7 protein-coding genes are annotated in these 12,999 nt (G+C 36.2%); all 7 read left to right on the top strand.

Annotation, left to right across the window (positions count from 1 at the left end):
* Window positions 1-2: 2 nt before the first annotated feature.
* The 7 genes from FGF67_RS07335 to FGF67_RS07305 all read left to right on the top strand — a co-directional run bounded on the left by FGF67_RS07335 (window position 3) and on the right by FGF67_RS07305 (window position 12,994).
* Complete coding sequence (locus FGF67_RS07335) at window positions 3-1,412, top strand: BNR-4 repeat-containing protein (protein WP_233244027.1); 1,410 nt, start codon at window positions 3-5, stop codon at window positions 1,410-1,412.
* An 18-nt stretch (window positions 1,413-1,430) separates the two neighbouring features.
* A complete protein-coding gene (locus tag FGF67_RS07330) occupies window positions 1,431-2,759 on the top strand; it encodes a sulfatase-like hydrolase/transferase (protein WP_139696269.1) in 1,329 nt (442 codons plus the stop codon).
* A 27-nt stretch (window positions 2,760-2,786) separates the two neighbouring features.
* On the top strand, window positions 2,787-4,709 hold the full coding sequence (locus FGF67_RS07325; protein ID WP_139696267.1) for a hypothetical protein: 1,923 nt from the start codon (window positions 2,787-2,789) through the stop codon (window positions 4,707-4,709).
* Window positions 4,710-4,715: 6 nt separating this feature from the next.
* Window positions 4,716-6,536 (top strand): glycoside hydrolase family 2 protein, encoded by a 1,821-nt coding sequence (locus tag FGF67_RS07320; protein WP_139696265.1) that lies wholly within the window; start codon window positions 4,716-4,718, stop codon window positions 6,534-6,536.
* A 14-nt stretch (window positions 6,537-6,550) separates the two neighbouring features.
* A complete protein-coding gene (locus FGF67_RS07315; RefSeq protein ID WP_139696263.1) occupies window positions 6,551-8,047 on the top strand; it encodes a sulfatase in 1,497 nt (498 codons plus the stop codon).
* Window positions 8,048-8,270: 223 nt separating this feature from the next.
* On the top strand, window positions 8,271-10,472 hold the full coding sequence (locus FGF67_RS07310; RefSeq protein WP_139696261.1) for a T9SS type A sorting domain-containing protein: 2,202 nt from the start codon (window positions 8,271-8,273) through the stop codon (window positions 10,470-10,472).
* Between the two features lie 134 nt (window positions 10,473-10,606).
* Entirely contained in the window at window positions 10,607-12,994 is a 2,388-nt protein-coding gene (locus tag FGF67_RS07305; RefSeq protein WP_139696260.1) for an alpha-L-rhamnosidase-related protein, read from the top strand.
* The last annotated feature ends 5 nt before the right edge of the window (window positions 12,995-12,999 follow it).

Genomic DNA, 12,999 nt, shown 5'->3' with positions numbered 1-12,999 from the left:
TCATGAAACTTCAAATTATAACAATTGGTTTATGCTTATTTCTGGCAGCTTGTAAGTCCAATAAAAAAGACATGATTGGAGATAATAATCAAACCGAATTAGTCGATTATTTCGCTGATAACGGTTACGGTAACGCCGTGGCTGTGGTGCAACATCCAGCAGGAATTTTTCACAAAGGAGTTACATATGTCTGTTATCAAGGTCCTTTGGAAGACCCGTATGTGGCTTCATATAACCATAATACGAAAGAATGGAAAGGGCCTTACAAAGCAGGAGTTAGTGAAATGGGTAAAGATCCTAACCGTAAAACCGATAACCACGGCAAACCTTCAATGATGATAGATGATGCGGGTTATATTCACATTATGTTTGGCGGACACGGTGGTACGAAAGCTATTGGAGAAAATAAGCTTGGAAACCATCACTACGGAAAAAACAAACATGTGGTTTCTAAAAATCCTTTGGATATTTCTGGTTGGGAGGAATTAGAAAATATTTCACCATTTGGTACTTACAACCAACTTATAAAAATGGATAATGGGGATATCTACTTGTTTTACAGGCATGGTGCACACAGAAGTAATTGGGTTTATCAAAAATCCTCTGATAATGGAAGAACTTTTGAAGATCCTGTTTCGTTTTTAAAACACAAGCGCAGGACAGATATGGCAGCTGTAGATTCTTGGTATCCTTGGTTGAGTAGAGGTAATGGATACGATATTATTGTGGCGTTTGATTATCATATTTGTAGAGATAATAAAAATGCGCAAGATCCACGTGGGCATATTCCAGAAAGACATAACCTGTATTATATGGTTTTTGATACAAAGTCGGGGCAATGGAGAAATGTTAAAAATGAACCATTAGAGATGCCTTTAACCAAGGAAATGGCAGATGAAAAGGCTTTGGTTAAGCAAATACCCAATGATTGGACCTTTCAAGGGATAACCGATGTAGACCCCAATGGCAACCCACATGTTGCGGTGTTGGTTGGTCCAGACGTAGGTGAAAACAGAAGTGGTCCTAAACGTATACAACTTTTTAGATGGGATGGACAAGCGTGGTTACAAGGTAGTACCAATAATCTGCCCAAAGGTGATGCAGATATTGAATTAAAATCTGCTACAGAAGTAAGTTTGTATTTAGAAAGTCAAATCAAAAAGAGTGTTGGCGAAATAAGTAGATGGGATAGCTTTGATGGAGGGAATACGTTTAGTAAAGGCCCTGTTTTTTTAAGTCGAAAACATTCTGGATTTGTGATATCTTCTCTAATAGATAATCCACATCCGGATGCTAGAATAATTGTTGGCGAAAAAGTATCAGGAACAGATTTCAGAAAAATGTATGTGTTAGGAGATAATGGCCCGATTCAGCGTTTAAAAAGTGAAGCAAATGTTTTACAAAAAAAGTAATAAAATAAATCCAAAATAATGAATAAATTAAACAAACTAGGCTATTTAATAATCCTAGTTATTTGTTTCTCCTGTGGAAATAAAACCAAAGCATCACAAGCAGAAACCCAAAAAAGAAAAGAAGCAAATCAACCACCAAATATTGTATTCATTTTGTCAGATGATCAAGCATGGACAGATTATAGTTTTATGGGGCATGAGCATATTGATACACCACGCTTAGACCAATTTGCTTCTGAGAGTTTAACTTTTACACAATCCTATGTGCCAACACCATTGTGTTCACCATCTTTGGCAACAATAATAACGGGGTTATATCCAAAAGATCATGGTATTTTAGGAAATGATAAGGTCTATGAACGTGGAAATATCCGTGGGAAAGAAAGAACAGAAGCCTATAAACCTGTCATTTCTGCTTTTGAAAAACAAACCACACTTCCAGATATGTTGAAAGAAAAAGGGTATTTATCGTTTCAAACCGGTAAATGGTGGCATGGTAACCACAGAGTTGGTGGTTTTGATTATGGAATGACGCACGGTGACCCAGAACGTGGGGGGCGTCACGGTGATTTTGGTTTACAAATTGGTAGAAAAGGATTGGATACCATTAATAGTTATTTAAATTTAGCTGCTAAAGAAAAGAAACCCTTCTTTTTATGGTATGCACCGTTTTTACCACATCAACCACACACGCCCCCGCAACGTTTGCTAGATAAATATTTATCAAAAGCACCTACCGAATATGTAGCAAAATATTGGGCCATGTGCGAATGGTTTGATGAAACTTGCGGACAGTTATTTGATTTGATTGAAGCCAAGGGACAAATGGAAAATACCTTGTTTGTTTATGTGTGCGATAATGGTTGGGTACAAGAACCAGATAAAAATACCTATGTAAAAACATCGAAAAGGGCGCCTTACGATTTAGGAATTAGAACACCTATTATGTACAAATGGAAAGGGAAAATTGCACCAAAAATGGACAACAAGACAATAACCAGTAGTATAGATATGGTGCCCACAGTATTGGGTATTTTAGGTATTGAAAAACCAGCAAATTTACATGGAGTAAGTGTTTTAGATGAAGAAACACTGGCTGAACGTAAAGGTGTTTTTGGGGAAGTGTATGCACACGATTTTGATACGATAGAAAATAGCATGTTCTACAATATGGCGATTTTCCCGCCGTATAAAATCATTATTCCAGACCCTGTTAGAAAGAAAGACGAAGTGGTACAACTCTTTAATATTGAAGTAGACCCGTTTGAGCAACATAACCTAGCAGATGCAAATCCAGATATTGTTGCGGATTTAACAGCAAAAATTACTGCATTTAGAGCTGAATAATTCAAATTGTAATAAAGAAATATTCAGATGAAGCGTAGAGATTTTATTCAGTTGTCAACCATAACAGGTGTTGGGCTATCGCTTTCAGCAACTAGCTTGTTAAGTTCATGTACCAATGAGATAAAAGAATTTCATTCGCCTGAATACAGAAAACTAGTTTTTGATTTATTGAAGGAATGGTGTGACGGGATGATAAAAACTCAAATTATAAAGCCATCAGACCCTAAAGTTCATGGGTTATTCGATTGTCCCGCCTGCGACACAGTACATGCGCGAGTCATGGATGCTGTATATCCGTTTTTTTATATGGCCAAAGCAACAGGAGATAAAAAGTATCTCGACGCCGGTATCGCATCTTTTGAATGGGGTAAAAACGTAACAAGGGAAGATGGCGCATGGACTAATGATTTAGATCCAAAATCTTGGGATGGAACCACGGTTTTTGGAGCTATAGCCTTGGCAGACACCTTGAAATATCGCGGCGATTTATTAGATGAAAGTACTCGTAACCGATGGTACAAACGTTTAGAATCGGCAACTGAGTTTGTGTACAATAGATTCCCTGCGGTGGGTAGTGGCAATATTAATTACAGTGCCACAACAATTTACGCACTTCATTTAATTGGGAAGTTGTTAAACAACCAAAAGTATTTAGAAAGAAGTAAAGAATTAGTTTCCCAAATAAAAAGTCATTTTTCTGAACCCAACGCTTTGTTATTTGGAGAGATACAAGGAAAGAATAAAAAAGCGCTAAGCCCAAAAGGTTTGCCAGGTATAGATTTGGGCTATAACATTGAAGAATCCTTGAATAACTTGGTGCTCTATGCGTTGGATGAAAATGATGAGGAATTATTGAAGTTACTAAAAAAATCCTTGGATGCGCATTTAGATTTTATTTTACCCGATGGGGGCATAGACAATAGTTTTGGAAACAGAATGTTTAAATGGACCTATTGGGGAAGTAGAACCAGTGATGGTATGCAACCAGCCTTTAGTTTTATGGCTAATTATAATCCAGCTTTAGGTACCGCTACTTTTAAAAATACTGAACTTTTAAAGTCATGTACCCATAAAGGATTGTTACATGGAGGTCCACATTATGTGTCTCATGGTATCGAGCCTTGCGTTCATCATACCTTTGCACATGCTAAGCCTTTAGCAACTTTGCTTGACCATTGGGAACACTTACCGAAAATAGATAAATCTGAACCTCTTCCTAGAGCTGTAGCAAATGGCGAAACCTATTTTAGGGAGTTAGATGTTTCCTTATTTGGTAAAGGCGACTGGAGGGGTACAATTTCTGCGTATGATTCTATCTATAGTCAAAGAAATGATGTAAGGCAAGTCACTGGAGCTTCACTTGGAGTTTTGTATCATAATAGAGTAGGATTATTATGTACGGCAAGCGTAGCAATTTATAAAACATTGGAAGCCTATAATCAGCAACCACAGCCAGATAAAGATTTTGCACTAACACCAAGAATAGAAACCTTTAAGGAAAATGTTTGGTACAGCAATTTATTCGATTTAGAAGCCACTTTTACATCAAAAGACGATACCACTAAAATTGAATATAAAGCTAATGTTCAATTAAAAAACGAAGCTTTTGAGATAGTAAAAGAAACGGCTTCAAATTTCAATTTAGATTATACCGCAACTTCTGAAAAATTAGAAATACTCGCAACTACCAATGAGGCTATAAAAACACCTACCGCTTTTGTATTACCAATAGTATCACCAACAGGGGAAAAAGTAAATCAAGTTTCAGAACATGAAGTTACTATTGAAAAGCCAGGGGGAACAGTAAAAATCACGTCAAGTACAGCTATAAAAATAAAAGACACACCAAAAGCGAGACTATTTAATATGGTACCAGGCGTAGAAGCAGTGCCATTAATTATGCCTTTTGAAGATAAAAATCAAGTTAAAATTACAATCAAAGTTATTTAAAATCACATGAAATATATTGTTAGCATAAGTCTACTATTCATTTCAATATTCACATTTGCAAATGAACCGTTGTTGCAAAATAGCTATTTAAGAAACGGGCAAAGCCTAAATGGTAGGTGGCATTATATTGTGGATGTTTACGAAACAGGATATTATAACTACAGAATGGAGCCTCATGATGGTACAGAAAATCCTGGTTCTAGCGCCTACTTTTTAAATAAAAAACCACAAAATAAAACGGATAGGGTAGAATACGATTTTGATACAGCCCCTACTTTGATTGTTCCTGGAGATTGGAACTCACAAGAAGAAAAACTGTTTTATTACGAGGGTACCGTTTGGTATAAAAAGTCATTTAATGTTGAAGATTATGACGCTTCGAAACGTTACTATGTACACTTTGGTGCAGTTAACTACCGAACAGATGTCTATTTAAATGGAAAGAAATTAGGAGTTCATGTGGGTGGATTTACACCTTTTAATTTTGAAATGACACATCTCTTAAAAGAAAAGGATAACTTTTTAATTGTAAAAGTAGATAATAAACGAGCTGCAGATGAAGTACCTACATTAAGCACAGATTGGTGGAATTACGGGGGTATCACCAGAGATGTCACTATTTATGAGTTAGATGAAACCTTTATTGAAGATTATAAAATTCAACTCACTAAAAATAACAATAAGGAGGTTTCAGGATACATTAAATTAAATGGAGAAAATAAGGGAAATCAAAACGTTAGCCTTTCCATTCCAGAATTAAAAATAAATAAAGCCTTTATTACCGATGATGAGGGGTATGTTGAGTTTGAATTTCCTGTAAAACGTCTAAGTTATTGGAGTGATACAAATCCGAAATTATACGATGTAAACATTGCTATTTCAAAAGATAACATATCAGATAAAATTGGATTTAGAACTATTGAAACCAATGGGAAGCAAATTTTATTAAATGGCGAAAAAATATTTTTAAAAGGGATTTCTATCCATGAAGAAAACGTCATGCGTGGTGGTAGAGCATGGTCTATTGAAGATGCCAAGGTATTGTTAGGTTGGACCAAAGAATTGGGTTGTAATTATGTGCGTTTAGCACATTATCCGCATAGCGAAAACATGATTCGTTTAGCAGACGAAATGGGTATTTTAGTTTGGGAAGAAATACCTGTGTATTGGACGATTCAATGGACAAATACCGAGACCTACAAAAAGGCTGAAACTCAGCTAACAGAACTTATTCAACGCGATAAAAACAGAGCTTGTTCTATCATTTGGTCAATGGCCAACGAAACGCCTACATCTAAAGAGCGTTTAACATTTTTAACCAATTTAGCTTCAACAGCCAGAAAACTAGATGACACACGTCTCGTTAGTGCGGCTTTGGAAGACCATGGTAAAGATGAGGACAAAAATATCATGATTGTTGAAGATGAATTTGCTGAGGTTGTAGATGTGTTAAGTTTCAATCAATATTATGGTTGGTATGGCGGTAAAATTGATAACATCAAAAACATACGTTGGGAAATAGATATCGATAAACCAGTCATTATTTCCGAGTTTGGTGCTGGTGCGCTTCAAGGATATCATGCCGATAATATGACCCGTTGGAGTGAAGAGTTTCAAGAATTATTATATGAAGAAACCCTACCTACTTTGGCTAAAATTCCTGGAATTAGTGGTATTACCCCATGGACTTTGGTAGATTTTAGGTCGCCAAGACGCACTTTAATTCCATACCAAAACGGCTGGAACAGAAAAGGGCTAATTTCAGAAACAGGAAATAAGAAGAAAGCGTTTTATACGCTACAGAAGTTTTATAAAAACATTAAATAAATAACAATATTATCATGAAAAAACTTGTCTGTTTAGTAGCTGTAATTGGCTTGTTAATCAGTTCTTGTAAATCCAAAACAGCTCAGGAGCAAGCGATTTCCGAAGAACCTTCAAAACCTAATGTATTGTTTATTTCAGTAGATGACTTAAACAATATGATAGGACCCATTGACAATTTTTCAAATGTAAAAACCCCAAATTTTGATAGGTTAGCTGAAATGGGCGTAACCTTTACAAATGCACATGTTCAAGCGCCACTTTGTGGCCCTTCTAGAGCGTCCATCATGACGGGGTTGCGACCCTCTAATACTGGTATTTATGGAATGGCACCCGATAATGAAGTGCGTCGAGATGGTAATCCAGCAACAAAAGATATAACCTTTCTTCCAGAGTATTTTAACAATAACGGCTATCACACCATGGGGATTGGTAAGTTGTTTCATAATCATGCACCAGATAGTGTATTTCATGAATCAGGAGGACGCGTAAAAGGGTTTGGACCATTACCTAAAAAGCGCTTTGTATGGGATGGTTATGGAAAGGGTATTAAAGGTGTTCATGGTAGAACGAGTACAGACTGGGGTGCATTTCCTGAAAATGATAGCTTGATGCCTGATCATTCATCGGCCACCTGGGCTATTGAGCGATTACAACGCGATTATGATAAACCCTTCTTTTTAGGTGTTGGATTTTTGCGTGTACATGTGCCGTTATATGTACCTCAAAAGTGGTTCGATTTGTATCCTTTGGAAGCTATTGAAACACCACCTTATAAAGCAGATGATTTGGCTGATATTCCAGATGTTGGTTTACAAATTAACGATTTACCTATGATGCCTACCACAAATTGGGCGATTGAAAGTGGTGAGTGGAAAAAAATGGTACAAGCCTATTTGGCTTGTATCAGTTTTGTAGATAACCAATTAGGCCGTGTTTTAGATGCTTTAGAAAATAGCAAGTATGCTGATAATACGGTTATTGTGTTGTGGTCAGACCACGGGTATCGCCTCGGGGAAAAAGGCACCTTTGCTAAGCATGCCCTTTGGGAAACCGCTACGAAAGCACCGTTGATGTTTGCTGGGCCAAATTTACCAAAAGGAAAAAAGATTGATGCTCCAGTTGAAATGTTATCCATTTACCCAACCTTACTCGAGTTAAGCGGTCTCCCAGCTTATTCCAGAAATGAAGGTAAAAGTTTGGTGTCTATGATGAACAAAAATGAAGGTGTCGAAGACTCTTTTGCATTAACTACCTATGGTATGAATAATCATGCGGTGAGAACAAATCAGTTTAGATATATTCAATATGAAGATGGTACTCAAGAGTTGTATGACCATGCTAACGACCCTAACGAATGGATAAACGTAGCCGGAAATGAGGAGTACAAAGAAAAATTAGAGGAGTTGAAGCAATTATTGCCCAACACAAATGTAAAATGGGACGAAAAATCGAAATATACCTTTCAACCTTATTTTGTAGAGCAGAAAGCGCGTACTAGCGCCGAAAATTAAAACTAGTTGAGGTTTAGGGTTAATTAGTTTTCGGGTGATATTTATCTTAATCAGAATGTCTTATAAAATCCAGAAGTTTATCTCTGTTTTTTTTTGTTTTTATAATATTTTTTGCAGCATACTACAGGATAGGTAAAGCCTAAAAGTTAAGTAATTTTATTTCTTAATTCATTCTTAGAAAAATGAATATTACTTGTAAAATAATCAGAACAATAAAAATGTTATGAAAATAAAAGTACTACTGTTGTTTTTAATTCTAATTATACAAAGTAATGCACAAGATTATCCTTTCAATTTGCCCGACAATATAGAAGCCACTTTAAATTTGAAGACGGATTCTCAAGAGCCTTTCAATAATTTATTATTAGGAACAAATATCCATCATTTTAGCACGAATCAAGAAAAAGATTTTGTGAAGTTGTTTAACCCGATTTCGGTACGTTTTCCTCATGGTTTATGGGCTAATTGGTATGATTGGAGAAGAGATGTGTCTAGGCTTTTTGGAGAAGAAAAGTTTGAGTACAAACAGGGCGTTGATGACACCCCTAGAATGAAGGAGGTCGATTTTTTGGCCAATTTGTATATTTTTGATAACAATAATATTAAAGTAGGAATTGATGGTTTAACCGCATTAAATTCTGAACGTAAATCCAATACAGGAAAAGGGTTCAGTATGATGTGGACCTTTAATATGAGTGCTGATGGTACTGATTTTAATAATGGTTGTCAAGAAAGTGTTGCGCGTTATCAAGATTTAATTAATAGAGGGTTTGAAGTTAAAGATGTTGAAATGGGTAACGAGAATTTTTATCCAGGACAGAGAAGTTCAATAATACCTAATGCAGAAGATTATATTGCTAGGGCAAAATCTATGTCGGCTGCTCTAAAGGAGCTAGATCCAAATATTAGAGTATCTATACCTTTGCTACGGCGCGATAGTTGGGCTAACCCAAATTGGAATAGTGACTTAACTGTAGACCAATCTTATTTTGACGCCGTTACCATTCATACCTATGTAGGTTCAGATCCAGATGATGCTAGCAACAGCGATGAAGCGTTTAGCACAGCCTTAACTGCCAGAAAGCATTTATTAGCTTCAATTACAGATTATCCACGTAAAGTAACGAATAAGCCTATTTGGTTAACCGAATGGGGTGTAAAATCTGGAGGGCCTAACGCGGTATCTGCACTAGGAGCTGTAGATTGTTTTTTAATGATGAGCGAAAATCAGGATATTTTTGAGCGTGCCAATTGGTTTAGTACCAATGGTAAATTGAATTCAATGTTGGTTTGGGAAGAATATATAGATGGGCAAGGTAAGATCAAAGAGCGAATAAAATACCCTTTAGAGAAAACCTTATTTGGGTCGGCCTACGAAATTACCCGAAGTATTCTTGAAAATAGTACATTGATAGGTAGTGATATGCAATCTCCAAATCTTATTGAAGGTGTAAAAGCTGTGAGCGCCAGAGTAGTTTGGAAAGATGGTAAAGCTACAGTTTTGGCTTTAAATTTAACCGATAAGGATGTGGTTTTTAATGTATCAGTTGACGGTGGAAGTTTTACAGATACTTACATACATAAAGCTATGGCATTTTCTGCTGTAGATGAAGAGCGTGCCGTACCCTATAATGATAGTCCGTTATCTCTAATCAAAGAGGGAACAGGCCAAATTATTCTTCCAAAATTATCAATTAATACCATAGCCTTAAGTGGTGTTGATTTTACAGAGGTTTTACCTTCCAATAATTTCAATATTGAAACTATAAGCGAAACTTGCACAGGCAGAAATAACGGGAAACTCATTATAAATACCTTGCGCACTAGAAATTATAGTGTACAAATTGCTGGGCTTGATTATAGTTTTACAAAAGATATAACTATCGAAAATTTAAATCCTGGTAATTACAGTTTCTGTATCACAGTTGATGGAGAAGATTTTAAACAGTGTTTTAGTTTAGAAATTGAATCTGGAAATTCTATTTCTGGTAAAATAGCCCAAAATAAAGACAAGGCAACCATTACTATTGAAAGTGGCGAAGGGCCTTATGTGGTTATTAAAAATGGTAATTTGTTAATGACAACAAACCAAAAATACATAGAAATAGATGTGGCTCATGGTGATGAAATTGATGTTAAGGCCAAAGCGGACTGTCAAGGTAAATTGTCTAAAAAAATAAATATGTTAGAAAATATCTTGGCGTACCCAAATCCATCAAAGGGTGTGTTTGATATATATATTCCAAATGACTTTAAAGAGGTGAGTTTACATATGTTTAATGTTTATGGTCAGTTAATTTCAAATCAGGTTCATACTGTAAAGGAAGGTAGGGTACATATTGATATCTCTAATAAACCTGCAGGCATTTATTTTGTAAAAGTAGGTTTAGAAAATAAGGCTACGGTTAAAATTATTAAGCAGTAAAAAATTGAAATGCATAAAATAGTTATCTACGGTATTAGTTTATTAGTGCTGTTGTTGGCTTGTAAAAGCGGAAAAGGGGAAACTACAATAGAACTAAACCCACAGTGAAGTAGGGTAAAGACTTTTTTGAACTAATGAAGAATACTATTCTAACTTTCTGGATTGTCTTTTGTGTACTTATGCTAAGCGCTCAAAATACCACTAATATTAATTCTAAATTACTCCAAGAAATATGGTCGGCAAAATGGGTATCACATCCTGATATAACTGGAGATGAAACGGGGGTGTATTTATTTAAGAAAGTCTTGTCTTTTAAAACAATTCCCGAAGATTACGTGATTAATATTTCAGCGGATAACCGTTATGTGTTATACATAAATGGCAAAGTGGTAACTCGCGGTCCTGCGCGTTGCGATTTAAATCGGTGGCTATTTGATACGGTAGATATTGCACCATATCTTAAAGTAGGCGAGAATCATATTGCAGCAAAAGTGTGGAATATGGCACAGCTTAAGCCAGTCGCTCAAATGTCGCTTAAAACAGGTTTAATCATTCAAGGGAATACAGAACAAGAACAAGAAATTAATACCAATACAACGTGGCGTGTAGTTATTGATGAGGCTTATTCCTTTTATAAAATTATGGACCTTAGACGTTTTTATGCTAGCGGACCCGGAGAAAAATTTAATGCCGATCTACATCCGTGGTACTGGAAAATATCAGATAATGAAATATCATGGAAAAAAGTAAAAGAAGGTAATAATGGTATGCCCATGAATTACTATAATATTACTGGAAAAACAGATAAACGCCTGTTGTGTCCGCGTTCCATTCCAATGATGGAAAAGAAAAAGCAGGACTTTGCTGAGGTAAGAAGAATGGAAGGTGTAAAAAATGCAAAGGATTTGATAGCCGGCAGTAAACCTGTTAAAATTCCTGCTAATAAGACCGCCGTTATTTTATTGGATCAAGGGCATTTAACCAATGCCTATCCGCAACTAAAGTTTAGTAAAGGGCGAAATAGTACTATTAAAATAACCTATGCTGAGAGTCTTTTTATCCCCAAAGATGGTAAGCCAACTTTTGATAAAGGCAATAGAAACGACGTTGAAGGAAAAGTCATGTGGGGGAATTATGATATCATTGAAGTAGATGGCGGAGATGATAGGTTTTTTGAACCACTTTGGTGGCGCAGTTTCCGTTATGTTGAATTAAAAATTACAACAGGAGAAGAACCATTAATTCTTGAGGGGTTTAGTAGTGAGTTTACAGGGTATCCATTTAAGTTAAAGTCCAGTTTTGAAAGTGAAGACTCCCGTATGAGTGCTATTTTTGATGTGGCTTGGAGAACCCAACGTTTATGTGCTGGTGAAATCTTTTTTGATTGTCCGTACTACGAACAACTACAATACACGGGTGATACGCGTATACAGGGACTTAATACGGCCTATGCTTCTGGTGACACGCGATTGTGGAAAGATGCCATTCAAGATTATTATGATTCTCGATTGCCGTTCGGACTAACACAATCACGCTATCCAAGTAGCACACAACAAATCATAGCGCCTTTTTCATTGGTTTGGATTACCATGGTGAATGACTATATGATGCATTGTGAGGATGTTCAATTTATAGAGAAAATGGTTCCAGCTATCCTCGATATTCTTAATTGGTATGATGCACGTGTAGCTGATAATGGCATGCTTGGTAAATTGGAAAGTTGGCTTTTTGTAGATTGGGTTGATGCATGGAAAACGGGATACCCGCCTTTAACCAAGGAAAAAAAATACTCTGCTGTTATTGGGATGCAATATGTTTATACCATTCATAAAGCCATGGAAATATTTGATGCCTACGGCATGACTGGACTCAAAAATAAATGGGCTCTAAAAGCAAAAGTTACTCAAAATTCAATATTAAAACATTGTTGGGATGAGGATAAGCAATTGTTAGCCGATACCCCAGAGAAAAATACTTTTAGTCAACATGCCAATGTTTTAGCTATATTAAGTAACACTTTTGAAGTAGCCCAAGAAAAAGAACTCATGCAGCGCGTTTTTAACAATAAGGAGATAGCACAAACCTCATTTTACTTCGATTTTTATAAGATAGCAGCGCTTAAGAAGGTAGGATTAGGTAATATGTATATATCAACTTTAGATACGTTAAGTGGCTTACTTGATAAAGGACTTACTACATTTCCTGAGAAAGCGGATCCAACGCGTTCCGATTGTCATGCTTGGAGTGCATCACCTTTGTACTATTATTTAGCGCTGGTATGCGGCATAGAACCTGCTGCTCCAGGGTTCAATTCAGTACGAATCGAACCTCATTTGGGAGATTTAAATTGGGTCAAGGGCTCAATGCCGCATAAACTAGGTGAGATTAAAGTCAACTTAAAGAAAACAAAGAGTAAAAAGATTATAGGAACTATTTTTCTTCCTGAGGGGCTTACGGGAACCTATATCCAAAATGGAAAACAGATAATTTTGAAAAGTGGAGAGAATCAAATGAATGAATAAATTGT

The sequence above is a fragment of the Allotamlana fucoidanivorans genome (assembly GCF_006265225.1).
In the GTDB taxonomy this organism is placed as follows: domain Bacteria; phylum Bacteroidota; class Bacteroidia; order Flavobacteriales; family Flavobacteriaceae; genus Allotamlana; species Allotamlana fucoidanivorans.
The sequence above is the reverse complement of the archived record's forward strand: the minus strand, read 5'-3'. Positions and strand labels throughout refer to the sequence as shown.

Bases quoted from the DNA above. Each gene is read 5' to 3' on its own strand.
- FGF67_RS07335 (WP_233244027.1), top strand. From the start codon at position 3: ATGAAACTTCAAATTATAACAATTGGTTTATGCTTATTTCTGGCAGCT.
- FGF67_RS07330 (WP_139696269.1), top strand. From the start codon at position 1,431: ATGAATAAATTAAACAAACTAGGCTATTTAATAATCCTAGTTATTTGT.
- FGF67_RS07325 (WP_139696267.1), top strand. From the start codon at position 2,787: ATGAAGCGTAGAGATTTTATTCAGTTGTCAACCATAACAGGTGTTGGG.
- FGF67_RS07320 (WP_139696265.1), top strand. From the start codon at position 4,716: ATGAAATATATTGTTAGCATAAGTCTACTATTCATTTCAATATTCACA.
- FGF67_RS07315 (WP_139696263.1), top strand. From the start codon at position 6,551: ATGAAAAAACTTGTCTGTTTAGTAGCTGTAATTGGCTTGTTAATCAGT.
- FGF67_RS07310 (WP_139696261.1), top strand. From the start codon at position 8,271: ATGAAAATAAAAGTACTACTGTTGTTTTTAATTCTAATTATACAAAGT.
- FGF67_RS07305 (WP_139696260.1), top strand. From the start codon at position 10,607: ATGAAGAATACTATTCTAACTTTCTGGATTGTCTTTTGTGTACTTATG.